This is a genomic window from Bacillus sp. FJAT-22090, assembly GCF_001278755.1.
Taxonomy (GTDB): Bacteria; Bacillota; Bacilli; order Bacillales_A; family Planococcaceae; genus Psychrobacillus.
The window spans coordinates 273,950-296,484 of the sequence record NZ_CP012601.1 but is presented as its reverse complement, the minus strand read 5'-3'; the positions used below and the strand labels follow the sequence as shown (position 1 = coordinate 296,484).

General features: G+C 40.4%; 19 protein-coding genes, 20 tRNA genes and 3 rRNA genes. 6 read left to right on the top strand and 36 right to left on the bottom strand.

Translation table 11 applies throughout. From position 1 onward, the window contains the following. Positions 1–39 precede the first annotated feature (39 nt). The 8 genes from AM499_RS01615 to AM499_RS01585 all read right to left on the bottom strand — a co-directional run bounded on the left by AM499_RS01615 (position 40) and on the right by AM499_RS01585 (position 3,917). The gene (locus AM499_RS01615; protein WP_053588552.1) at positions 40–489 is read right to left on the bottom strand and encodes a hypothetical protein; all 450 of its coding nucleotides are present in this window, start codon (positions 487–489) and stop codon (positions 40–42) included. A 3-nt stretch (positions 490–492) separates the two neighbouring features. Next, positions 493–1,281: an alpha/beta hydrolase family protein gene (locus AM499_RS01610; RefSeq protein WP_053588551.1), complete on the bottom strand. Its 789-nt coding sequence runs from the start codon at positions 1,279–1,281 to the stop codon at positions 493–495. Then, positions 1,250–1,735 carry an NUDIX domain-containing protein gene (locus AM499_RS01605; RefSeq protein WP_331457282.1) on the bottom strand — a complete coding sequence of 162 codons (486 nt, stop codon included), beginning with the start codon at positions 1,733–1,735 and terminating at the stop codon, positions 1,250–1,252. Before AM499_RS01605 ends, AM499_RS01610 begins: the two co-directional genes overlap by 32 nt. A gap of 205 nt (positions 1,736–1,940) precedes the next feature. Next, entirely contained in the window at positions 1,941–2,585 is a 645-nt protein-coding gene (locus AM499_RS01600; RefSeq protein WP_231687516.1) for a CPBP family intramembrane glutamic endopeptidase, read from the bottom strand. An 83-nt stretch (positions 2,586–2,668) separates the two neighbouring features. Continuing rightward, complete coding sequence (locus AM499_RS21540) at positions 2,669–2,839, bottom strand: hypothetical protein (RefSeq protein ID WP_156316728.1); 171 nt, start codon at positions 2,837–2,839, stop codon at positions 2,669–2,671. Further along, complete coding sequence (locus tag AM499_RS01595) at positions 2,832–3,164, bottom strand: transposase (RefSeq protein ID WP_231687515.1); 333 nt, start codon at positions 3,162–3,164, stop codon at positions 2,832–2,834. Before AM499_RS01595 ends, AM499_RS21540 begins: the two co-directional genes overlap by 8 nt. 73 nt (positions 3,165–3,237) lie before the next feature. Continuing rightward, positions 3,238–3,417: a YjfB family protein gene (locus tag AM499_RS01590; protein ID WP_053588550.1), complete on the bottom strand. Its 180-nt coding sequence runs from the start codon at positions 3,415–3,417 to the stop codon at positions 3,238–3,240. Between the two features lie 50 nt (positions 3,418–3,467). After that, complete coding sequence (locus tag AM499_RS01585) at positions 3,468–3,917, bottom strand: Dps family protein (protein ID WP_053588549.1); 450 nt, start codon at positions 3,915–3,917, stop codon at positions 3,468–3,470. 102 nt (positions 3,918–4,019) lie between these two features. Between AM499_RS01585 and AM499_RS22170 the strand changes: the two genes are divergently transcribed. The 3 genes from AM499_RS22170 (at position 4,020) to AM499_RS01575 (ending at position 5,499) form a co-directional block, all read left to right on the top strand. Further along, positions 4,020–4,142, top strand: a complete 123-nt coding sequence (locus AM499_RS22170; RefSeq protein ID WP_269432386.1) for a hypothetical protein — start codon at positions 4,020–4,022, stop codon at positions 4,140–4,142. 3 nt (positions 4,143–4,145) lie between these two features. Beyond that, complete coding sequence (yidD, locus tag AM499_RS01580) at positions 4,146–4,376, top strand: membrane protein insertion efficiency factor YidD (RefSeq protein WP_053588548.1); 231 nt, start codon at positions 4,146–4,148, stop codon at positions 4,374–4,376. 103 nt (positions 4,377–4,479) lie between these two features. Next, positions 4,480–5,499: a metal ABC transporter solute-binding protein, Zn/Mn family gene (locus AM499_RS01575; RefSeq protein WP_053588547.1), complete on the top strand. Its 1,020-nt coding sequence runs from the start codon at positions 4,480–4,482 to the stop codon at positions 5,497–5,499. A 77-nt stretch (positions 5,500–5,576) separates the two neighbouring features. Here AM499_RS01575 and AM499_RS01570 read toward each other — a convergent pair whose 3' ends face one another. The 5 genes from AM499_RS01570 to AM499_RS01550 all read right to left on the bottom strand — a co-directional run bounded on the left by AM499_RS01570 (position 5,577) and on the right by AM499_RS01550 (position 11,782). Beyond that, positions 5,577–7,004 (bottom strand): o-succinylbenzoate--CoA ligase, encoded by a 1,428-nt coding sequence (locus AM499_RS01570; RefSeq protein WP_053588546.1) that lies wholly within the window; start codon positions 7,002–7,004, stop codon positions 5,577–5,579. Between the two features lie 81 nt (positions 7,005–7,085). After that, positions 7,086–7,904, bottom strand: coding sequence for a 1,4-dihydroxy-2-naphthoyl-CoA synthase (menB, locus tag AM499_RS01565; protein ID WP_053588545.1), 819 nt, complete (start codon positions 7,902–7,904; stop codon positions 7,086–7,088). 2 nt (positions 7,905–7,906) lie between these two features. Then, positions 7,907–8,728 carry a 2-succinyl-6-hydroxy-2,4-cyclohexadiene-1-carboxylate synthase gene (gene menH, locus AM499_RS01560; protein WP_053588544.1) on the bottom strand — a complete coding sequence of 274 codons (822 nt, stop codon included), beginning with the start codon at positions 8,726–8,728 and terminating at the stop codon, positions 7,907–7,909. After that, complete coding sequence (gene menD, locus AM499_RS01555; protein WP_053588543.1) at positions 8,719–10,428, bottom strand: 2-succinyl-5-enolpyruvyl-6-hydroxy-3-cyclohexene-1-carboxylic-acid synthase; 1,710 nt, start codon at positions 10,426–10,428, stop codon at positions 8,719–8,721. The genes menH and menD overlap by 10 nt, the downstream gene beginning before the upstream one ends. After that, the gene (locus AM499_RS01550) at positions 10,421–11,782 is read right to left on the bottom strand and encodes an isochorismate synthase (protein ID WP_053588542.1); all 1,362 of its coding nucleotides are present in this window, start codon (positions 11,780–11,782) and stop codon (positions 10,421–10,423) included. Before AM499_RS01550 ends, menD begins: the two co-directional genes overlap by 8 nt. 154 nt (positions 11,783–11,936) lie before the next feature. Between AM499_RS01550 and AM499_RS01545 the strand changes: the two genes are divergently transcribed. After that, on the top strand, positions 11,937–12,848 hold the full coding sequence (locus AM499_RS01545; protein ID WP_053588541.1) for a 1,4-dihydroxy-2-naphthoate polyprenyltransferase: 912 nt from the start codon (positions 11,937–11,939) through the stop codon (positions 12,846–12,848). A 189-nt stretch (positions 12,849–13,037) separates the two neighbouring features. On the opposite strand, the gene AM499_RS01540 is transcribed toward AM499_RS01545, so the two are convergent. From AM499_RS01540 to AM499_RS01430, 23 genes are all read right to left on the bottom strand, one after another. Next, positions 13,038–13,109 (bottom strand) — tRNA-Glu (locus AM499_RS01540). Positions 13,110–13,116: 7 nt separating this feature from the next. Continuing rightward, a tRNA-Ser gene (locus AM499_RS01535) sits at positions 13,117–13,207 on the bottom strand. Positions 13,208–13,213: 6 nt separating this feature from the next. Further along, positions 13,214–13,288 (bottom strand) — tRNA-Asn (locus AM499_RS01530). A 4-nt stretch (positions 13,289–13,292) separates the two neighbouring features. Next, positions 13,293–13,369 (bottom strand) — tRNA-Ile (locus AM499_RS01525). Positions 13,370–13,374: 5 nt separating this feature from the next. Beyond that, positions 13,375–13,448: transfer RNA gene (locus tag AM499_RS01520), tRNA-Gly, on the bottom strand. A 6-nt stretch (positions 13,449–13,454) separates the two neighbouring features. Next, positions 13,455–13,530 (bottom strand) — tRNA-Phe (locus AM499_RS01515). Positions 13,531–13,922: 392 nt separating this feature from the next. After that, positions 13,923–13,998, bottom strand: a tRNA-Asp gene (locus tag AM499_RS01510). Between the two features lie 3 nt (positions 13,999–14,001). Next, positions 14,002–14,078 (bottom strand) — tRNA-Met (locus AM499_RS01505). A 63-nt stretch (positions 14,079–14,141) separates the two neighbouring features. After that, positions 14,142–14,234 (bottom strand) — tRNA-Ser (locus AM499_RS01500). Between the two features lie 10 nt (positions 14,235–14,244). After that, positions 14,245–14,321, bottom strand: a tRNA-Ile gene (locus AM499_RS01495). A gap of 6 nt (positions 14,322–14,327) precedes the next feature. Beyond that, positions 14,328–14,401 (bottom strand) — tRNA-Met (locus tag AM499_RS01490). 23 nt (positions 14,402–14,424) lie between these two features. Next, a tRNA-Ala gene (locus tag AM499_RS01485) sits at positions 14,425–14,500 on the bottom strand. A gap of 14 nt (positions 14,501–14,514) precedes the next feature. Beyond that, positions 14,515–14,591 (bottom strand) — tRNA-Pro (locus AM499_RS01480). 6 nt (positions 14,592–14,597) lie between these two features. After that, positions 14,598–14,674, bottom strand: a tRNA-Arg gene (locus AM499_RS01475). A 20-nt stretch (positions 14,675–14,694) separates the two neighbouring features. Continuing rightward, positions 14,695–14,783 (bottom strand) — tRNA-Leu (locus tag AM499_RS01470). Positions 14,784–14,798: 15 nt separating this feature from the next. Next, a tRNA-Gly gene (locus AM499_RS01465) sits at positions 14,799–14,873 on the bottom strand. Positions 14,874–14,890: 17 nt separating this feature from the next. Next, a tRNA-Leu gene (locus tag AM499_RS01460) sits at positions 14,891–14,975 on the bottom strand. A gap of 24 nt (positions 14,976–14,999) precedes the next feature. Then, positions 15,000–15,072: transfer RNA gene (locus AM499_RS01455), tRNA-Lys, on the bottom strand. A 6-nt stretch (positions 15,073–15,078) separates the two neighbouring features. After that, positions 15,079–15,154 (bottom strand) — tRNA-Thr (locus tag AM499_RS01450). 11 nt (positions 15,155–15,165) lie between these two features. Next, positions 15,166–15,241: transfer RNA gene (locus AM499_RS01445), tRNA-Val, on the bottom strand. A gap of 44 nt (positions 15,242–15,285) precedes the next feature. Then, a 5S ribosomal RNA gene (gene rrf, locus AM499_RS01440) occupies positions 15,286–15,401 on the bottom strand. Positions 15,402–15,525: 124 nt separating this feature from the next. Further along, positions 15,526–18,454 (bottom strand): 23S ribosomal RNA (locus tag AM499_RS01435). A gap of 326 nt (positions 18,455–18,780) precedes the next feature. Next, positions 18,781–20,334, bottom strand: a 16S ribosomal RNA gene (locus AM499_RS01430). Together the 16S, 23S and 5S rRNA genes with 20 tRNA genes alongside form the textbook arrangement of a ribosomal RNA operon. Before the next feature lie 461 nt (positions 20,335–20,795). On the opposite strand from AM499_RS01430, the gene AM499_RS01425 reads away from it, so the two are divergent. Next, on the top strand, positions 20,796–21,515 hold the full coding sequence (locus AM499_RS01425; RefSeq protein WP_053588540.1) for an MgtC/SapB family protein: 720 nt from the start codon (positions 20,796–20,798) through the stop codon (positions 21,513–21,515). 16 nt (positions 21,516–21,531) lie between these two features. Further along, positions 21,532–22,521, top strand: coding sequence for a cation diffusion facilitator family transporter (locus AM499_RS01420; RefSeq protein WP_053588539.1), 990 nt, complete (start codon positions 21,532–21,534; stop codon positions 22,519–22,521). Positions 22,522–22,535 lie beyond the last annotated feature (14 nt).

Below are 22,535 nucleotides of genomic sequence, written 5' to 3'. Positions count from 1 at the left end.
TAAAGAGGATGTCCCATTCATATGGTGACATCCTCTTTTTTAGTCTGAATAATCATCATAATAATGCGTTATAACCGAAGGAGAAAAGATGGATATAAAATTCTTCGCCTCTTCTTCGTCTACCTTATATAATATGATTTCTGATCCATAATGACTTATCTCTAACCGTTCATCACCGTCTACGTGAAAGAACATAGCAAACCATTTCAATCCACCATTTACGTCAATTGTATGACTTCTCAAAAAAAGTCGATTATCCTCATTCAGATTAATTGTTAATACCTTCATTAATCCTTCATCCATTACCGAAATAGCTCTGGCACTTAATTCTTCAATCGCAGCTAATTCTTCTTTCCAACAATGAATGACGACTTCCTGAAATTCCGAAGTATAATTATCCCAAAGATCTGTCCAAAAACTCGTATTAGTTGCGAACGAAGATTTATCATTTGTACTTGTTGTTTCAATAGATACGACAATGTTACCCATCTATTAAACCCCTTTCTGCATTCTCATCCACATACAAGCATCCTTCACCACTTGTCGATTGACTTTGCTTGGAAAGAAATGCGTGAAGTCGTGAAAATACCATGTCTCTACAACCTTATCATTCCCTAATAACGCTTCTTCTAAAACCTTTGCATGTTCAAATGATACATTCAAATCCTTTTTACCGTGAATGATTAGCGATGCTGCTTTTATTTCATTAATATGTGCAAGGGCATTACGATTTTCGTATGCTTCTACGTTTTTAGTCGGTGTACCTCCTATAACACGCTTCATCATTCGTCTCATGTCGGTTCGTTCATCATAGGTTAAAAAAATATCTGAAACACCAGCCCATGTTACAAGGGAAGTAATATCATTTCGTAAAATTGCAATCCAAAGAGCCATAATACCACCTCTTGAAAAGGCAAATAAGTGAATTCGATTCATGAGACAAAACTGCTTTAAAACATCTACTGCATAAACTGCATCCCACCGATCCTCGCCAGCAAATTCATCTCTTCCTTCCCCTCCTCGGTTTCCACGGTAATAAGGAGCGAATACGACAAAACCTTCATAGGCAATTTGTGCAATTCTGGCTGGTCTTACCATTCCTATACTTTGCATACCGCCCCTACAATATAAAATACCCTCGTAAGAACCATTTTTTATAGGCTCCGCAAGCATTCCTTTTACCCGATAGCCGCAGGACCAATAAGTAATTTCAGATAGCTTAATACGCGGATTTGGTGATGGATAACTTTTAATTCTCTCGATTGTTCCATTTTCCTTCAAGCGCGCTCACCTTTTCTAATATCGCCTTCATACCAGCATCTCTCATGTGAAAGCTTAAATTATTATTATGTAAAAAATCATCTGTACTTAACCAAAGAGCACCGTCAGTTTCGAAATTTGGTCTCTTCTCTTCAATATACCCAACCTCTGCAATAAACACTGCCTTACAAAATGGTTTCTCATCATGTACAAGGTATTCTGCCAACCATTCCACATTTTTTATCTCCACATTTGTCTCTTCCCAAGTTTCTCTTATAGCCGCTTCTAGTATGGATTCGTTCCCTTCCACTTTACCTCCAGGAAACTCTATCCCCCTCTTTGGATGCTTTGTTAATAGCCATTTTTTTTGATGTTTTGCTAACACTAATACATGTCGAGCTTCAATAGAAAAAGTATTTTTTTCAAATGACAACTCCACTTGAATTCCATTTAAATCTTTAAAAGAAATTATCATCATTTCCCTCACTACTAAGTCTTTTTTTACGCCTAGTTATACTTCATTGTTGATATGCCAAGCTATTAAACGGTACTGTGCAAAGCTCATCGCAAACGTGTAATGTTCATGAAAAGGATAGATACCAGGGACCTACTGATTCTCTGAATTTTCATACGTGGCGTATGTCAAGCTTACATCCATGTTCTCTATTTAACCGTAATAATTAATTGATAATAGACCAATATCCGAGCATGATTCCTATATCAGCTAAACTATGACTGATAATTGGTGCTGTTAAAGAATTTAATTTAAATCGAAATATTCCCCACATACAGCCTGCTAAAAAAACGGGGAGTATTGCTAACACATTAAAAGGAAAAGTAAAAATTTCTATTACAATGATTAAATGATATAAGCTGTAGAAAAAAGAGGGAATGAATATAGACATAATATTGCCTACTCTATCCAATAATCGAGAATAGATAAATTCTCTCCAATAAAATTCTTCTAAAAAAGGATTGATTAGTACTAACACTAGCACAAATAAAATAACCTTTGCTCCTACAAAGTCCCATTTTTCCAACAAACTCTTCAAATGTGTAATATCGATAACTGGAAAATAAGATACAAAACTATAGATGGAAAATAAACACACTAAACCGCTAATAAGCCCCACTACAATATTCTTTTTGGTTAGTGGTAGCATTACACGATATCTGCTTTTTTTATCCCAAAATCTGATAATTAGAGGAACAAACAATAACCACCCATAAAAAAGAAAAAAAGTGATTAAAACATTATTTAATACAGCAAGCCCAAGGAAAATCATAATCGTTGGAGCAATCAATAATATTATTTGTTTTATCATAGGCCCTCCCAGTGTATCCTTATTTAACTATGTTAGCATAAATATGAAAAAAGACTTAGCTTCCTGCTAAGTCTTTTCGCTTCTTATTCCGATTGTTGGTCTAGTTTATAATGTTCATTTCCTTCTTCTCTATTTTGTGCAATATTTTGTTTCGATTTAAGTTGAGGCGATTGGTTCAATAGGGAACTCACATTACGATAGTTCGTATTATTTTCATTACCTTTACGTTTGATATAACCACTTTTTCTACTCAACGAATACTCTCCTACTTTCATTAAAATATGGAAGTGACTCTATTAGTGATCTTGATTCTTCATTGCTAAATTCATGAATCAGCGCATATAATTTCTTCATTCTTATATCGTACTCATCATTTTCTTTATCTAAATGATATAATCTTATTGGAATATGTGCTCTCCAAAAGTTACTCATTTCTGCATCACTTAATTGCTCAAAAAGCTTTTGAAATACAGGAATTATTTCACGATCCGCTACTATTTCATATTCCCATGGAGATTCATCCGGATAAATATAAACTTTCCGGTGTGAAACTGAAACATACACTTTCTTCAAATCCATTTGCACACATCCTTTTTGTTAAGTATGTCTCCAAATAAAAAAAACATGCACCACTTGGGTACATGTTTTTTTATTAAACTTGAATATCTACAACAGACCCTTTATAAGGATGTGGAGCAGAAGTTTGAGGCATGTTTTCTAAAAGTCCTACAGCAGCTACTGTTTCCATATTCAAAGCATTTTTCAACACGCTCATTTGAACCGTTTGTTGTAGCTCCATTAACTGTGAAGACATAATGGAATTAATATCCATAATCATTCCTCCTTTTTACAAGTTTAATATCGGAAACTTTAGTAAAAAGTTTATTTATTTGAATCACCTAAAAATGCATTTAGCATCCATTGATGTTTTTCGATTTTTTGGTAAATAGCATTTAAAATATCTTCAGTCATGTCATCCTCATCTTTCGCTGCCTCTTCCATCCCTTTTTTTAGGGACTTCATAATTTTATCAAAATCAGCTACTACTGCTTCTACCATTTGATCGGCAGATTCCTGGTTAGTAGCTTCCTTTACATCTGAAAGCTCTAAATGTTCTTTTAACGTTGCAACTGGATTACCACCTAGAGTTAAAAGGCGCTCTGCAATTTCATCCATATTAAGCGTTGCTTCATTGTAAAGCTCTTCAAATTTTGCGTGTAAAGTAAAAAAGGATGGCCCTTTTACATACCAATGAAAGTTGTGTAATTTGGTATACATCACCGACCAAGTTGCTACTTGTTTATTTAATTCTTTATTTAGTGCTGCTGACATAATTTCGACACTCTCCTTAGACAAATAGTTGTAATCACTTTTCATATACCACTCAATTACTTACAATAAACATAACGAATAGTATATTGGAGTGAAAATAATATGGTATTTTGGATTTTAGGTTGCGCAATTTTATTGAGTATATTCGGATTTACCTTTTTATATAAAATAGCGATGAATGAAAAGCCAACTGGTATTGATGCAAAACCAAAGGATGCTGAATAAGGCATGAAATATATTATCATTGGAATTTTTCGTTTCTATCAAAAGTTTATCTCTCCTATGACAGGACCAAATTGCCGATTTTATCCAACATGTTCTCATTACGGTGTAGAAGCTGTACAAAAGCATGGAGCAATTAAGGGTGGATACTTGACTGTAAAAAGAATATCTAAATGTCACCCATTTCATGAAGGTGGTATTGATCCTGTTCCAGATGAATGGCCTTTGAAGAAATAATAACTTCAAAGGTTTTTTTTCTTGCTTTTTTTTATATTGTCTTGTAAGATTAAAAAGTTCAAAAATATTAAAACGTAATCATTACTATTTAGGAGATGACCGAATGAAAAAGACACTTCTACTATTTTTTATAGTTCTACTGATTTTATTTACAGCAGCTTGCGGTAATAATGCAGTCGAAGAAGCAACAACTCAAGAAAAGAACGAGGAAATACAAATTTATACGACCGTTTATCCTCTTCAATATTTTGCTGAAAGAATTGGTGGAGATGCAGTCTCTGTGTCCTCTATATATCCTGCTGGTGCCAATGAACATACATTTGAACCTACTCAACAAGATATGATGTCACTTGCGGATGCGGACTTATTTTTCTATATAGGACTAGGTTTAGAAGGATTTGTGGAGAATGCCAAAAAAACTTTAGCAAACGAGCATGTTAGAATGGTAGCAACGATTGATGCAGTTTCGGACGATCAATTAGATGCATCTCATAGCGAGCATGAGGAAACAACGGACGAAGACCATCATAGCGAGCATGACGAAGGATCGGAAGAAACAAGTGAGCATACGGAAGAGGGTCACGAACATCACGATCATGGCGGGGTAGATCCTCATGTATGGATTTCTCCAAAAATAAGTCAAAATCTTGCTCTTTCTATAAAAGATTCTCTTATAGAAGCTGCTCCTTCACAAAAAGATGCTTTTGAAAATAATTACGAGGAATTGATTGTAGAGTTACAACAATTGGATGCAGATTTTAGTGAAATGGCACAAAATTCACCGAACAAGACATTTTTCGTTTCACACTCAGCATTTGGTTATATTGCAAATACCTATGATTTAGAGCAAGTAGCAGTTGCTGGTCTTAATTCACAAGACGAACCTTCTCAAAAAGAGCTTACAGAAATAATTGACATTGCAAAGGATAAAAACATATCGTATATATTGTTTGAACAAAATGTCTCATCCAAGCTAACGGAAGTAATTCAACAAGAAGTTGGAGCTAAAAGCTTAGTATTACACAATTTAGGTGTACTATCCAAAGAAGATATTAAAAACAAGGAAACCTACTTCACATTAATGAACAAAAATCTAGAAACATTGAGAACTGCTTTACAATAATAATAAGCCCAAAGAAATTTTAAAATTCTTTGGGCTTTTCTATTTCAATAAGACAAGGGGTTTGTTTCCTTTTTTATTTAATCGATGATAAGCTTCATCAGCTCTCTACGCATTAACTTATTCGAGGCATTTCGAGGTAAATGCTCGACAAAGTAGTAATCCACCGGTTGTTTATAGGAAGCAATTTGCGTCTTCATGAAATCTTTTAATTCGTCCTCAGTCACGTTCTCTTTTAAAACTACAAATGCTATTGGAACTTGTCCCCATTTATCATCTCGTTTTCCTGTAACACCCGCTGCTCTTACTGCTGGATGTTCTATTAGAGCCTGCTCTACTTCTGCTGGATATATATTTTCACCACCAGATATGATTAAATCAGAACGACGATCCAAAACAAACAAATATCCTTCATCATCAATATATCCAACATCTCCAGTATGAAGCCACCCATTAACTAATGGATTTTTCGATTCTGAAGCTCCTACATATCCTCTTGTTACATGCGGGCCTTTAATACAAATCTCACCGATGTTTTCTTCCCCATCTATTCGGACGTCCGCAAAGAACAATGGTTTACCGGCTGATCCTAATTTACGAATAGCATCCTCGCTTGAAAGAGTTGTTGTTTGAGAGGCTGTTTCGGTCATACCGTATGTTTGAAGAACTGGAATGTTCCGTTCAATTGCTCTTTCTAAATAATTTAAAGGTACTGGTCCACCACCAACAAGCATTGATTTAAAAGTACTTGGGAAAGATAAATCTTTCTCTTCTAGTACGGTAATTATTCTTTCGAGCATTACAGCTACAAGAGACATTCCCGTAACTATCCCACCTAAGATTTCCTCTACTGCTTTTTCTGCATCAAATTTAGTATGAAGACGGACAGTCATACCATACAAAACTGATCTCATTAAAATAGAGAAGCCACTAATATGAAATAATGGAACTGTACATAACCAACAATCATTTGGTTGTACACCTAAATTTAATGCGGATCCAGTAGCACTCATTACATGATTATCAAGCGATTGTCGTACCCCTTTTGCTTTGCCTGTAGTACCTGAAGTATACATAATGGTTACGGTGCGATCTTTTAGCCACTCAGTTTCTAAGTTGAACGAAACTCCTTCTACACTTTCAACCTCTGTAAAGGAAAGCTTGTTTACATGAAAAAGATTTCTTTTGTCAAAAGAATCAACTAATAAAAATTCAGCTTTACTATCTTGTAATTGATAGCTTAATTCTTCCTCAGTTAAACGTTCATTCAGCAGAACTAGCTCACAACCAAGCTGCATACAACTATGTAAAACAATTACTAACTGAGCACTAGAGGATGCTAAGATTGCTACTCTCATTCCAGGTAATACACCTTTAGAATGTAGTCGTTTGGCAAATAAAGTTGCCTCCTCATTCAATTGAGCAAATGTCCATTCTTGCTCCCCAAAGCTTAGTGCGATTCGATTTGGGGTCAAGCTTGCACGTTTTAATAATAAATTTGGGTACATTTTTTACCTTCATCTCCTTTAGAGAAAAAAGCTGCCCTAAAGTAGGACAGCTTCATTGCTTACATTTTTTCCATTAAAAAATCATGGAAAACGAGGGAATTGACCAAAATCAGGTTTACGTTTTTCTTTAAAAGCATCGCGACCTTCTTTTGCTTCATCTGTTGTGTAGTAAAGAAGTGTAGCATCTCCTGCCATTTGTTGCAGACCTGCTAGACCATCTGTATCTGCATTCATAGCAGCTTTCAAGAAACGAAGTGCAGTAGGACTCATTTCAAGCATTTCCTCACACCATTGAACCGTTTCATCCTCTAATTGTGCATATGGGACTACAGTGTTTACTAAGCCCATATCAAGCGCTTGCTGTGCATCGTATTGACGACATAAATACCAAATTTCACGAGCCTTTTTATGTCCAACAATACGAGCTAAATAGCCAGAACCATAACCAGCATCAAAAGAACCAACTCTAGGTCCTGTTTGACCAAATCTTGCATTGTCAGCTGCAATAGTCAAGTCACAAACTACGTGTAGTACATGACCTCCACCAATTGCATATCCCGCTACCATTGCTACTACTGGCTTTGGAATGACACGAATTAAACGCTGTAAATCCAAAACATTTAAACGAGGAATTTCGTCTTCTCCCACGTATCCGCCATGTCCGCGGACTTTTTGGTCCCCACCTGAACAGAACGCGTGCTCACCCTCACCAGTCAAAATAATAACACCAATATTTTTGTCATCACGAGCACGTGAGAAAGCATCAATAAGCTCCATAACTGTTTTTGGTCGAAACGCATTTCGTACTTCAGGACGATTGATCGTCACTTTAGCGATTCCATTATAGAATTCATACTTAATGTCTTCATATGTATGTAATGTTGTCCATTCACGAGTCATTTTTATTCCTCCTTTAAAATAATATCCTTTACTATTGTAGCAAACAATTCAGGTTTTTCCACATGAATTGCATGTCCAACATTATTAACCTGCTTGTGTGCACTATTTGGAAGTATTTTTTGCATTTTTTTTGCTATTTCATAAAACTTTTGATCAAACTCTCCAGTAAGCAGCACCGTTGGATTTTTCAGCTCTTTTAACTTATTCCAATAGGAAGGCTGCACTCCTGTACTAAATCCCCTTAAACTATTCGAGAGACCTGTTTTGGATCCTGCTAATCTCTCTTCGCGAATTTTCATCTGTTTTCCAAGAGACAAAGACCTTTGCGAATGAAACAAAGGAATACTCTCCCAATAATCAACAAAAGATCTAATTCCTTCATTTATTATTCTTTCCGCAAGTATCTCATCTGCCTGCTTTCTTTTTATTCGTTCTTCCTTAGATTCTAATCCTGGTGAGCTACTTTCAAGTATCAATTTATACACTGGATATTTAGCTGCATACGCAAGCGCTAAACGACCACCCATAGAGTAGCCAACGAGTGTAAAATGAGTCCAATTTATTTGTTTAAATAGGCTGTGTAAGTCCTCTATTTGTTCTTCCACATAATAGCGTTCAAAATCAGTTGGCTTTGATGTTTGACCGTGACCTATTAGGTCAACTGTAAGGATGTCCATAGATGTTGGCAGACAAGTAATTACTTCTTCCCAAGTATCACTAGAGCCAGTAAACCCATGAAGAAAAACTACCTTATTTTTTGCTCCCGAATTATACCGTTTTATTTGCATGCTAATATTTCGTATAGTTAAGTTTATTAATTCCAAACTGAGTCTAACTCCTTCGAAATAGCAGTCCATAGCTTTCTGTGTGTTTCTGTATTCACTTGACGATTTGTAAATACTTCAATAATCCGAATATCTTTTCGTTTTTGCTCACTTAACACCTTATGGAAGTCTTCTTTTGTATGTACAGCATCATATTGTGCATCATACATAGCTGCAATATGTGAAAATTTAAGACCCGTAGGTGTTCCAAATAAGTGCTCAAAATAATTTGTTTCTGTTGATTGTGGCAAATAAGAGAAAATACCTCCCCCATCATTGTTCATCACTACAACAGTGAGATCCGTTTTTTGGAACCTACTTACGATTAACCCATTTACATCATGTAAAAAAGCTAAATCGCCAATTAGCAAATATCCAGGACGTTTAGTAGCTGCATATACCCCTAAAGCAGTAGAAACTACACCGTCTATCCCGTTAGTCCCTCTATTTGCATATATTTGAATATCCTTCGTTGTTTTATTGTAAAAGGTATCTACATCTCGAATTGGCATGCTACTACTTGCAAATAAAAAATCGCCATCTGATAATACTTCAAACAATGTGGCAGCGAGTGCACCTTCGTCTTCTTCTGTTTCCAAATAAGCTTGTACATGTTTTGTTGCAATGTCATTTGCTTTTGACCAATCTTTTAAGTAAGTAGAAGCTTGTTTTTCTTCAATTGGATTCCATAAGGTAGCTGCACCGACTTGCACATGCTGTGTCACAATATGTAGGGAGTCGCGGAAAACAGAACTTTCATCTACTGCGATGAATACGTTTGGTTTACATGCCTTTAAAAATTGTGTCAATGGTTTTGAAACAGGCTGTGCACCAAAACGAATGACTATATTTGGTGCCGCGTATTTTTTAAAGGAATTATCCTTTAATAGCGCATCATATTGATCGATACATAAATGCATACAATCCTCTGGAACTGAACTTCGTAAATTAGATAACGGATCTGCTAAAACTGGCCATTGAACTGTTCTAGCAAATTCCCAAAATCCTTCGGTTGTTGGAAGTGAATCACCAACAATGAATAATCCTTTGTCTTCTTTTTGCAACTGCTCTATATACCAAGAAATAAATTGTTGACTAGGGACAAGCTGCCCCACCTCGGACTGACTAATCTGAGTTAAGGGTTGTTGCTGCTCCATATTAATCAGTAGTGGCTCACGAAATGGAACATTAATATGCACGGGACCCATCGGAAAAGCTTTTGAAGTAGTAATCGCCCGTTGAATATGACGTTCGATAAAGGGTAAACTTTCTTCATCTGCCTCTGGTATCGGAAAGTCAACTGTCCATTTCACATGCTTTCCAAACAAATGGATTTGATCAATCGCTTGAGGAGCACCAACTTCTCTTAATTCATGTGGTCTGTCAGCTGTAATAACTAACAAAGGGATTCGTGCATAATAAGCTTCCACAATTGCTGGAAAGAAGTTCGCTGCTGCAGTTCCCGATGTGCAAAGTAATACGACTGGGGATTTCTTTGCTTTTGCAATTCCTAAAGCAAAGAATGCAGCAGATCTTTCATCAATTTGACGATAGAACTCAAATCCTTCACTTTTCGCAAAGCCATATGCCAACGGAGTTGATCTAGAGCCGGGACAAATAACAACGTCTTTAACACCCGACTGTTTCACTGTTTCTACAAAATGATTTACATAAGCTGTTAAATAGTTGCTGTTATTCATTCATGTTTCCTCCAAGTGTTCGAAGCATTGGTCGAAACTTCACACGAGTTTCTTCAAATTCCTCTATAGAAGATGACTCTGCAACAATTCCACCGCCTGCAAATAGATATGCCTGATCATTTTCTATTAATGCTGATCGGATACCAACCGCGAATTCTCCATCACCATCTGTATTGATCCATCCAATAGGTGCTGCGTAATAACCACGATTCATCTTTTCCGCTTCTCTAATAATTTCTACTGCCTCTTTTCGAGGTTCCCCACCTAATGCAGGTGTAGGATGCAACGCCTCAACAAATTCAAATAGGGATACTCCTTTTTTTACTTTCCCTTCAATTGGAGTAAATAAGTGCTGTATATCTCTAATTTTCATTAATTTTGGCCTTGATGGAATCCTAACATCTTCACAATATTGATTAAACACTTTTCGAATCATCTCAACAACAAATTGATGTTCTCCAAGGTTTTTGCTATCTGCCAATAAGCCTTCGCCTAGTTGTTTGTCTTCCATCGAATTTTTACCACGTCTAACAGAACCAGCAAGTCCTGCTGATAATACGTGACCGCTTTCTACTTTTACTAATCTCTCTGGTGTAGCTCCAAAAAAGATTTTATCATCCTTCTCTAATCCAAATAAATAACTTTCCGGTTGCTCTAATGATGCATTATAAATTGCTGTGGAAGAGGAGAAGTTTTTATCAAAGGTAAGCTTTAGAGAACGACCTATTACTACCTTATTAACTTCGTTGTTCCGAATTTGATTTGTTACTTTCTCTACAGCTTGCAAATATTCATTTTTTAATCGGTCTTCACGTCCAATTAAATGAGGTTTTTCATGAACTTTTAGTTCTTTTACCTGTGCAGTATGAATCAAAGCATCACGTTCCATCCGTAATCGCTCAAACGGCTCCATACTATCTTCTTCCTCTGTAATATAATGAACACTTACAAATGCTTGTTCATTTTTAATTACAAGCTGAAATGTTGGAACAGCAAAAAAACTAGATGGGAATGTATCCCACTCAGATGAAATGTTATTTTTAGGATCAAAAGAGAAAGCACCAAATAGAATAGGAGAAACGTCAATTTTCTCTTTTAATGAAGTCTCACATAACTCTTTCCATTTAGTAGCGATATCCGTATATCTAGTATCTTCTAGTTCATTAGTAAGTATATGAGCATGTCCTAAACCGACTAATGTAAAAGACTTCTCTTTATTTTGCCAGAAAAATCGCTTTCCTTTATAGCTTTCATCTCCCGCCTCGAAAAAAGCATGAGCTGACAATCTTGATACTTCGATAGTTTCTGTATAAAAACGTAATGTTGTTTTCTGTTGACCGGTGGTGTTCGGCATAAATATTACCTCCGTTAAATAACCTTATGATGCATTCATTATCTATTAAATTACTCTACCCTTAATCATACAACTTTCTACCGTTTTCGGCACACATTTAGCAATGAATATATGCTAAAATTGAGGTTGATTCTTTAAAAGGAGAGAAAAACCTATGTCTCATGAACTTCAAGCCGATAGAGGTTGGCGAATTTGGTGGAAATTAACAAGACCCCATACATTAACAGCTTCATTTGCTCCTGTATTTTTAGGAACGATGATTGCACTTTATTACACAAATATTAACTGGCTTATTTTTTTAGCAATGTTATTCGCTTGTCTTTTTATACAGGCTGCTACCAATATGTTTAACGAATATTATGATTTTGTACGAGGATTAGACAGTGAGGAATCCATCGGGATTGGAGGAGCAATTGTTCGTAATGGTGTAAAGCCTAAAACTGTTTTGCAACTTGCATTAATGTTATATGGACTTGCAGCTTTACTAGGTATATATATATGCTACGAATCTTCCTGGATGTTACTAGTCGTTGGTGGAATCAGTATGCTAATTGGATATTTATATACTGGCGGACCTTATCCGATAGCGTACACCCCATTTGGAGAACTTTTTAGTGGTATTGTTATGGGAATGCTAATAGTGCTAATATCTACTTTCATTCAAGTAGGTTCTGTACCAAACTCTGCGATCCTATTATCGATACCAAGTGCATTGCTTGTAGCTGCAATTATGCTATCTAACAATATTCGAGATATTGTTGAAGACAAAAAAGGTGGCAGAAAAACAATGGCTATCCTCGTAGGAAGAAAAAATGCGATCACTATTTTAACTTCTTTCTTTCTTGTGTCCTACCTCTGGATTGCTGTGTTAGTTATTTTACAAGTTGTTACTCCTTGGGCTTTATTAGTCCTATTAAGTTTGAAGAAACCAATACATGCCATAAAACTTTTTAAAGAGAAAGAAAACCCACTTGAAGTTGGTTTAGCGATGAAAGATACAGCACTTACAAATACAATTTTTGTTTTCTTACTTGGAATTGGCTTATTAATAGGTTATTTCATCTAAGCAAAACAAAAATAGGCAAGGAAGTTTATACACTTCCTTGCTTTTTTATTGCCCACTACAAAATAATTAAAAAGGATATAAATGAATCCTATTTTCTTCTGTGTAAGTTAGAAAAGAATAAAGAAATAGTTATTAAACAAAAATATACAAAAAAAGCATGCTTCCGAATTGGAAACATGCTTTTTAATATGACCCCTACGGGATTCGAACCCGTGTTACCGCCGTGAAAGGGCGGTGTCTTAACCGCTTGACCAAGGGGCCAAACATATGGCGGAGAAGGAGGGATTTGAACCCTCGCGCCGGTTGCCCGACCTACACCCTTAGCAGGGGCGCCTCTTCAGCCACTTGAGTACTTCCCCATATGATGGCTCCGAAGGTAGGACTCGAACCTACGACCGATCGGTTAACAGCCGATTGCTCTACCACTGAGCTACTTCGGAATAATGGTGGGCCTAAATGGACTCGAACCATCGACCTCACGCTTATCAGGCGTGCGCTCTAACCAGCTGAGCTATAGGCCCATTATTGGAGCGGGTGAAGAGAATCGAACTCTCATCATCAGCTTGGAAGGCTGAGGTTTTACCACTAAACTACACCCGCATTAAATGGTGGCTCAGGACGGAATCGAACCGCCGACACAAGGATTTTCAGTCCTTTGCTCTACCGACTGAGCTACTGAGCCTTCTTCGATTTGCACTAAACTACGTATCTCTTCGTCAGCTGCATTCGTTCAGTCAGTTACGTACTTTAGTACGCGCCTTTCTTCACTCAATTGCTTCCTCGATCTACTTGCTTATTCCAAATCTCTAATCGATTTATGCTAAGCTGCGCAACTCTTTGTCAGCTTCACTCACTCATTCAGTCACGTACTTTAGTACGTTCCTTCTTTCGCTCGATTGCTTCCTCGATTTGCTTGCTTATCCTAAATCTCTAATTGATTTACGCTAAACTGCTCATCTTTTCGTCAGCTTCACTCGTTCAGTCAGTCACGTACTTTAGTACGCTTCTTCTTTCACTCGATTGCTTCCTCGATTTGCTTGCTTACCCTAAATCTCTAATTTATTAAATAATAAATGGCGGTCCCGACCGGGATCGAACCGGCGATCTCCTGCGTGACAGGCAGGCATGTTAACCGCTACACCACGGGACCATTTGGTTGCGGGGACAGGATTTGAACCTGTGACCTTCGGGTTATGAGCCCGACGAGCTACCGAACTGCTCCACCCCGCGACAATAATATATATTAAGTTTTGTAGAATGAAGAAATTAATTCTTTCATCAACAATTTTGAAATGGAGGAGGAAGAGGGATTCGAACCCCCGCGCGGTTTGACCCGCCTGTCGGTTTTCAAGACCGATCCCTTCAGCCAGACTTGGGTATTCCTCCGAAATATTGTTGGTGGACCTTGCAGGACTCGAACCTGCGACCGGACGGTTATGAGCCGTCTGCTCTAACCAACTGAGCTAAAGGTCCTTAAGATGGCGGCAGAGGGAGTCGAACCCACGACCTTTCGGGTATGAACCGAATGCTCTAGCCAGCTGAGCTACGCCGCCAAGTTTTTAAATCTTTTATAATATGGTGGAGCCTAGCGGGATCGAACCGCTGACCTCCTGCGTGCAAGGCAGGCGCTCTCCCAGCTGAGCTAAGGCCCCATACTAATAAATACTGGTCGGGAAGACAGGATTCGAACCTGCGACCCCTTGGTCCCAAACCAAGTGCTCTACCAAGCTGAGCTACTTCCCGTCTATATGGCGCGCCCGGCAGGAGTCGAACCCACAACCTTCTGATCCGTAGTCAGACGCTCTATCCAATTGAGCTACGGGCGCATATATCTTTTTCATAAAAGTGGTGCCGAGGACCGGAATCGAACCGGTACGGTAGTCACCTACCGCAGGATTTTAAGTCCTGTGCGTCTGCCAGTTCCGCCACCCCGGCACTTAAATGAATCTATGGAGCGGAAGACGAGGTTCGAACTCGCGACCCCCACCTTGGCAAGGTGGTGTTCTACCACTGAACTACTTCCGCTCGGTTATTAAATTAAATGGTGCGGGTGAAGGGAGTCGAACCCCCACGCCTTGCGGCGCTAGATCCTAAGTCTAGTGCGTCTGCCAGTTCCGCCACACCCGCATGCATTATTCACTTAAAAAGTGATGAGCCATGTAGGATTCGAACCTACGACCCTCTGATTAAAAGTCAGATGCTCTACCAACTGAGCTAATGGCTCTAAAAATGGTGCCGGAGAAAGGACTTGAACCCTCAACCTACTGATTACAAGTCAGTTGCTCTACCAGTTGAGCTACTCCGGCGAAGAATAATATGGTGGAGGATGACGGGCTCGAACCGCCGACCCTCTGCTTGTAAGGCAGATGCTCTCCCAGCTGAGCTAATCCTCCTGGGTAATATACAATTGTTAAATACTTATGTATTTTTATTGCAAGCCCAGCGACGTCCTACTCTCACAGGGGGAGACCCCCAACTACCATCGGCGCTGAAGAGCTTAACTTCCGTGTTCGGTATGGGAACGGGTGTGACCTCTTCGCCATCATCACTAGACTTGAATATTATTGAAAGACAAGTTTTATTATATCAACTCTGTAGAATTTTACAAGAGTTTTTTTAATAAAATTTTTATTCTTTCAAAACTGGATAAAAGACATTGGTGCTCGCAAATTCATATTTGGTTAAGTCCTCGATCGATTAGTATTCGTCAGCTGCACGTGTCGCCACGCTTCCACCCCGAACCTATCTACCTCATCGTCTTTGAGGGATCTTACTTACTTGCGTAATGGGAAATCTCATCTTGAGGGGGGCTTCGTGCTTAGATGCTTTCAGCACTTATCCCGTCCACACATAGCTACCCAGCGATGCTCTTGGCAGAACAACTGGTACACCAGCGGTGTGTCCATCCCGGTCCTCTCGTACTAAGGACAGCTCCTCTCAAATTTCCTACGCCCACGACGGATAGGGACCGAACTGTCTCACGACGTTCTGAACCCAGCTCGCGTACCGCTTTAATGGGCGAACAGCCCAACCCTTGGGACCGACTACAGCCCCAGGATGCGATGAGCCGACATCGAGGTGCCAAACCTCCCCGTCGATGTGGACTCTTGGGGGAGATAAGCCTGTTATCCCCGGGGTAGCTTTTATCCGTTGAGCGATGGCCCTTCCATGCGGAACCACCGGATCACTAAGCCCGTCTTTCGACCCTGCTCGACTTGTAGGTCTCGCAGTCAAGCTCCCTTCTGCCTTTACACTCTTCGAATGATTTCCAACCATTCTGAGGGAACCTTTGGGCGCCTCCGTTACACTTTAGGAGGCGACCGCCCCAGTCAAACTGCCCGCCTGACACTGTCTCCTACCCGGGTTACGGGTATGGGTTAGAATTTCAATACAACCAGGGTAGTATCCCACCGACGCCTCCTCCGAAGCTGGCGCTCCGGGCTCTAAGGCTCCTACCTATCCTGTACAAGTTGCACCAAAATTCAATATCAAGCTACAGTAAAGCTCCACGGGGTCTTTCCGTCCTGTCGCGGGTAACCTGCATCTTCACAGGTACTATAATTTCACCGAGTCTCTCGTTGAGACAGTGCCCAGATCGTTACGCCTTTCGTGCGGGTCGGAACTTACCCGACAAGGAATTTCGCTACCTTAGGACCGTTATAGTTACGGCCGCCGTTTACTGGGGCTTCAATTCGCACCTTCGCTTGCGCTAAGCACTCCTCTTAACCTTCCAGCACCGGGCAGGCGTCAGCCCCTATACTTCACCTTACGGTTTTGCAGAGACCTGTGTTTTTGCTAAACAGTCGCCTGGGCCTATTCACTGCGGCTCTTCTGGGCTATGCACCCAAAAGAGCACCCCTTCTCCCGAAGTTACGGGGTCATTTTGCCGAGTTCCTTAACGAGAGTTCTCTCGCTCACCTTAGGATTCTCTCCTCGACTACCTGTGTCGGTTTGCGGTACGGGCACCTCCCGCCTCGTTAGAGGCTTTTCTTGGCAGTGTGAAATCAGGAACTCCGGACATTCGTCCTCGCCATCACAGCTCAATGTTACAGAGTGCGGATTTGCCTACACTCACACCTCACTGCTTGGACGTGCATAACCAACAGCACGCTTACCCTATCCTACTGCGTCCCCCCATCACTCAAACGGCGGGGTGGTGGTACAGGAATATCAACCTGTTGTCCATCGTCTACGCCTATCGGCCTCGACTTAGGTCCCGACTAACCCTGAGCGGACGAGCCTTCCTCAGGAAACCTTAGTCATACGGTGGATGGGATTCTCACCCATCTTTCGCTACTCATACCGGCATTCTCACTTCTAAGCGCTCCACCAGTCCTTCCGGTCTGACTTCAACGCCCTTAGAACGCTCTCCTACCACTGATACCATAGGTATCAATCCACAGCTTCGGTGATTTGTTTAGCCCCGATACATTTTCGGCGCAGCGTCACTCGACCAGTGAGCTATTACGCACTCTTTAAATGATGGCTGCTTCTAAGCCAACATCCTGGTTGTCTAAGCAACGCCACATCCTTTTCCACTTAACAAATACTTGGGGACCTTAGCTGGTGGTCTGGGCTGTTTCCCTCTTGACTACGGATCTTATCACTCGCAGTCTGACTCCCAAACATAAATCATTGGCATTCGGAGTTTGTCTGAATTCGGTAACCCGGGATGGGCCCCTAGTCCAAACAGTGCTCTACCTCCAAGATTCTCGCGTTTGAGGCTAGCCCTAAAGCTATTTCGGAGAGAACCAGCTATCTCCAGGTTCGATTGGAATTTCTCCGCTACCCACACCTCATCCCCGCACTTTTCAACGTGCGTGGGTTCGGACCTCCAGTAAGTGTTACCTTACCTTCATCCTGGACATGGGTAGATCACCTGGTTTCGGGTCTACGACCACATACTCATTCGCCCTATTCAGACTCGCTTTCGCTGCGGCTCCGTCTCCTCGACTTAACCTTGCATGTAATCGTAACTCGCCGGTTCATTCTACAAAAGGCACGCCATCACCCATTAACGGGCTCTGACTATTTGTAGGCACACGGTTTCAGGGTCTATTTCACTCCCCTTCCGGGGTGCTTTTCACCTTTCCCTCACGGTACTGGTTCACTATCGGTCACTAGGGAGTATTTAGCCTTGGGAGATGGTCCTCCCGGATTCCGACGGAATTTCACGTGTTCCGCCGTACTCAGGATCCACTCAAGAGAGAACGAATTTTTGACTACGGGGCTTTTACCCTATCCTGCGGACCTTTCCAGATCGCTTCGTCTAACTCGTTCCTTTGTAACTCTATGCTGAGTGTCCTACAACCCCAAGAGGCAAGCCTCTTGGTTTGGGCTCTTCCCGTTTCGCTCGCCGCTACTCAGGGAATCGATTTTTCTTTCTCTTCCTCCAGGTACTTAGATGTTTCAGTTCCCTGGGTGTGCCACAGATGCGCTATGTATTCACGCAAATGTACTGCTCCATTACGAACAGTGGGTTTCCCCATTCGGAAATCTCCGGATCAAAGCTCACTTACAGCTCCCCGGAGCATATCGGTGTTAGTGCCGTCCTTCTTCGGCTCCTAGTGCCAAGGCATTCACCGTGCGCCCTTATTAACTTAACCTAATTCGGCTTTCAATACACGGCGCATTTCTTCGTCAGCTTCGCTCGTTCACATCCTCACGTACGTTAGTACGTTCCGGTGTTCACTCACTCGCTTCCTCGAACTGCTTGTGTCTTGAAACCCTCAAATATAGTAGTTAAAAGTACTACACAAAAAATAATCACGAATGTGATTACAAATTGAATTTCTTGAATTTGTTGCTTTCAATGTCGTTTTATCCAGTTTTCAAAGAACAAGTTTGAAATGCTCAAATGAATGAACATTCAAAACTGAACTGCAAAACGTTAAGCTACAGATAAAGATCTGTATTCCGTGTTTATCCTTAGAAAGGAGGTGATCCAGCCGCACCTTCCGATACGGCTACCTTGTTACGACTTCACCCCAATCATCTGTCCCACCTTCGGCGGCTGGCTCCCAAAAGGGTTACCCCACCGACTTCGGGTGTTACAAACTCTCGTGGTGTGACGGGCGGTGTGTACAAGGCCCGGGAACGTATTCACCGTGGCATGCTGATCCACGATTACTAGCGATTCCGGCTTCATGTAGGCGAGTTGCAGCCTACAATCCGAACTGAGAACGGTTTTATGGGATTAGCTCACCCTCGCGGGGTTGCGACCCTCTGTACCGTCCATTGTAGCACGTGTGTAGCCCAGGTCATAAGGGGCATGATGATTTGACGTCATCCCCACCTTCCTCCGGTTTATCACCGGCAGTCACCTTAGAGTGCCCAACTGAATGCTGGCAACTAAGATCAAGGGTTGCGCTCGTTGCGGGACTTAACCCAACATCTCACGACACGAGCTGACGACAACCATGCACCACCTGTCACCGCTGTCCCCGAAGGGAAAATCCTATCTCTAGGACGGTCAGCGGGATGTCAAGACCTGGTAAGGTTCTTCGCGTTGCTTCGAATTAAACCACATGCTCCACCGCTTGTGCGGGCCCCCGTCAATTCCTTTGAGTTTCAGTCTTGCGACCGTACTCCCCAGGCGGAGTGCTTAATGCGTTAGCTGCAGCACTAAGGGGCGGAAACCCCCTAACACTTAGCACTCATCGTTTACGGCGTGGACTACCAGGGTATCTAATCCTGTTTGCTCCCCACGCTTTCGCGCCTCAGCGTCAGTTACAGACCAGAAAGTCGCCTTCGCCACTGGTGTTCCTCCAAATCTCTACGCATTTCACCGCTACACTTGGAATTCCACTTTCCTCTTCTGCACTCAAGTCCCCCAGTTTCCAATGACCCTCCACGGTTGAGCCGTGGGCTTTCACATCAGACTTAAAGGACCGCCTGCGCGCGCTTTACGCCCAATAATTCCGGACAACGCTTGCCACCTACGTATTACCGCGGCTGCTGGCACGTAGTTAGCCGTGGCTTTCTAATGAGGTACCGTCAAGGTACGAGCAGTTACTCTCGTACTTGTTCTTCCCTCACAACAGAGTTTTACGATCCGAAAACCTTCTTCACTCACGCGGCGTTGCTCCATCAGACTTTCGTCCATTGTGGAAGATTCCCTACTGCTGCCTCCCGTAGGAGTCTGGGCCGTGTCTCAGTCCCAGTGTGGCCGATCACCCTCTCAGGTCGGCTACGCATCGTCGCCTTGGTGAGCCGTTACCTCACCAACTAGCTAATGCGCCGCGGGCCCATCCTGTAGTGACAGCCGAAACCGTCTTTTAACATCCCTCCATGAGAAGGAATGGATTATTCGGTATTAGCCCCGGTTTCCCGGAGTTATCCCAATCTACAGGGCAGGTTGCCCACGTGTTACTCACCCGTCCGCCGCTAAATCAGAAGAAGCAAGCTTCTTCATCATCCGCTCGACTTGCATGTATTAGGCACGCCGCCAGCGTTCGTCCTGAGCCAGGATCAAACTCTCCATAATAGAGAACTTAAAAAGCTCATTTTGTTTTGCTGGCATCATCATTAAATGATGTCAAAATTGTTTGCTATCCGACTAACCGAAGTTAGTCTCTCAAGCTATGTCTTAACGTTTTGCATGTTCAGTTTTCAATGTTCATGTTGTCGTCTCGTTTAGGCGACTTTATTAGTATATCTTCTTTCAGTTACGAAGTCAACAACTTTTTAAAATTAATTTAAATTGTTTAACTGTCGTTCCGAAGGACAAGTATTAGTATATCTATTCAACAAACAAAAATCAACCCTTTTTATAAAAAAAGTTATAATTTCTTATCATTTAATCTCTTATCTATTGTTAGAGCCTTATTTAACACTACTTGTTCATAGCAAATTACGTTTAATGAGATAAGAATAAGGTATTGTATATCTAAAATAGAAAACTCTACATATCATTATATACAGAATATATAGATGGGGGAATTAAAAATGGATTTTCTTCAGCATTATTTAATAGACACGGAAATCATATTAAAATTATGTTTGGCAGCATTATTAAGTTTAATAATAGGTATAGAAAGGGAATTAAAGAAAAAACCGATTGGATTAAAAACTAGTATAGTTATTGCTACATTTAGTTGTCTCTTAACTTACATCTCGATTGAATCTGCTTATACCGCAAATCCTCGAGATGGAATAAATATCACAATGGATCCACTACGTCTTGCAGCACAAATTGTAAGTGGTATCGGTTTTTTAGGTGCAGGTGTTATTTTAAGAAAAGGAAACGATAGTATTACTGGACTAACTACTGCTGCAATGATATGGGGTGCTGGAGGAATTGGTATTGCAGTTGGCGCAGGTTTTTATATAGAAGCGGCTTTATCAGTTTGTATAGTATTAATAGGAATAGAACTGATTCCTCCCCTACTTACTAAAATCGGACCTAAAAGGTTACGATCGAGAGAATTATCTTTGAAGGTACTAGTACCCAATAAAGAAGATATAGAAAAGGTTTATCAATATTTAAAAGAGAATGGGGTATATATAGAAAGCATTCGTATTAAAGATATCATATTAGAGAATAATGTGATAAAGCATGAGATTGAAGCGCGTCTGTCTATACTCACAAAAAAAAATACAGTAGAATTTTATTACATCATGAAACAAGAAGACTTTATAGAACGTATAGAAGTTGAATCTATCTAACAAAAGGAGTAATTATATGACAGAATTTTTTAAACTACTAAAAGGTGGAAATAAATCCTCCTTTCTCGCTGCAATTGTTAATACAATTATCGCAATTGTAAAAGGTGTTGCATTCTTTTTTACAGGAAATGTCGCCATGTTCGCTGAAATGATGCATTCAATAGGAGATGCAGCTAATCAATATTTTGTGTTTTTTGGTTCAGCATTATCTAAAAAAGCCCCTACACCTCGATTTCCAAATGGTTTTGGCCGTTTAATTAACTTAGTGTGTCTCGGAGCTGTTATTATTGTTGGTATTCTTTCATACGAAACCATTAAAGAAGGTTGGCATCATGTACAACACCCCGCGGCTTCTACTGGTGTAGCAATAAGTCTTGCTGTACTAGGTTTTAGTATACTCTTAGAACTTTTTGTCCTTTATAAAGCCGGAAAAGAGATCCTACATGAAGTTGGAGAAAAAGGTGGATTTTTAGCGCCACTTACTTCAAGTTTTATTCACCTAAAACGCGCTAAGCCAGCAACGAAGCTTGTTTTCATGGAAGATTTAGTCGCTACTACTGGTGGTATTCTTGCATTTGTAGCAGTTTTAATATCCTACTTTACTGGTTTCTTACAAGCAGAAGGCATTGCATCTATAATCATAGGGCTTATGATGTTTTATGTTGTCGGTAAAGTATTCCTTGATAACGCAAGAGGTGCTTTGGGAGAAACAGATGAACAGATGCTTGTCCATATTGCACATATCGTTTCTGAGAACAAAGATGTAAAAGACATAAAGGAATTAGAAGTAATAAAAGAAGGAGAATTCTTACACGTAGACTTAGTAGTTGAAATTGATCCTACTCTTTCATTTTCACAAGTAGATGATATTCATGATGTATTGAAAGAGCTTATCTTAAATCAACAAAGTGTAACGGATGTTACAATTGCCTTTGATGAAGATGACGGAATAAGAAAATGGACGCATCATAAAGATCCACACACCGTATTAAAAACACATGACTGAGCAAAAGCTCAAGT

Coding starts and splice junctions, on each gene's coding strand:
- AM499_RS01615 (WP_053588552.1), bottom strand. CDS start 489: ATGGGTAACATTGTCGTATCTATTGAAACAACAAGTACAAATGATAAA.
- AM499_RS01605 (WP_331457282.1), bottom strand. CDS start 1,735: ATGATAATTTCTTTTAAAGATTTAAATGGAATTCAAGTGGAGTTGTCA.
- AM499_RS01600 (WP_231687516.1), bottom strand. CDS start 2,585: ATGATAAAACAAATAATATTATTGATTGCTCCAACGATTATGATTTTC.
- AM499_RS01595 (WP_231687515.1), bottom strand. CDS start 3,164: ATGGATTTGAAGAAAGTGTATGTTTCAGTTTCACACCGGAAAGTTTAT.
- AM499_RS01590 (WP_053588550.1), bottom strand. CDS start 3,417: ATGGATATTAATTCCATTATGTCTTCACAGTTAATGGAGCTACAACAA.
- AM499_RS01585 (WP_053588549.1), bottom strand. CDS start 3,917: ATGTCAGCAGCACTAAATAAAGAATTAAATAAACAAGTAGCAACTTGG.
- AM499_RS22170 (WP_269432386.1), top strand. CDS start 4,020: ATGGTATTTTGGATTTTAGGTTGCGCAATTTTATTGAGTATATTCGGA.
- yidD (WP_053588548.1), top strand. CDS start 4,146: ATGAAATATATTATCATTGGAATTTTTCGTTTCTATCAAAAGTTTATC.
- AM499_RS01575 (WP_053588547.1), top strand. CDS start 4,480: ATGAAAAAGACACTTCTACTATTTTTTATAGTTCTACTGATTTTATTT.
- AM499_RS01570 (WP_053588546.1), bottom strand. CDS start 7,004: ATGTACCCAAATTTATTATTAAAACGTGCAAGCTTGACCCCAAATCGA.
- menB (WP_053588545.1), bottom strand. CDS start 7,904: ATGACTCGTGAATGGACAACATTACATACATATGAAGACATTAAGTAT.
- menD (WP_053588543.1), bottom strand. CDS start 10,428: ATGAATAACAGCAACTATTTAACAGCTTATGTAAATCATTTTGTAGAA.
- AM499_RS01550 (WP_053588542.1), bottom strand. CDS start 11,782: ATGCCGAACACCACCGGTCAACAGAAAACAACATTACGTTTTTATACA.
- AM499_RS01545 (WP_053588541.1), top strand. CDS start 11,937: ATGTCTCATGAACTTCAAGCCGATAGAGGTTGGCGAATTTGGTGGAAA.
- AM499_RS01425 (WP_053588540.1), top strand. CDS start 20,796: ATGGATTTTCTTCAGCATTATTTAATAGACACGGAAATCATATTAAAA.
- AM499_RS01420 (WP_053588539.1), top strand. CDS start 21,532: ATGACAGAATTTTTTAAACTACTAAAAGGTGGAAATAAATCCTCCTTT.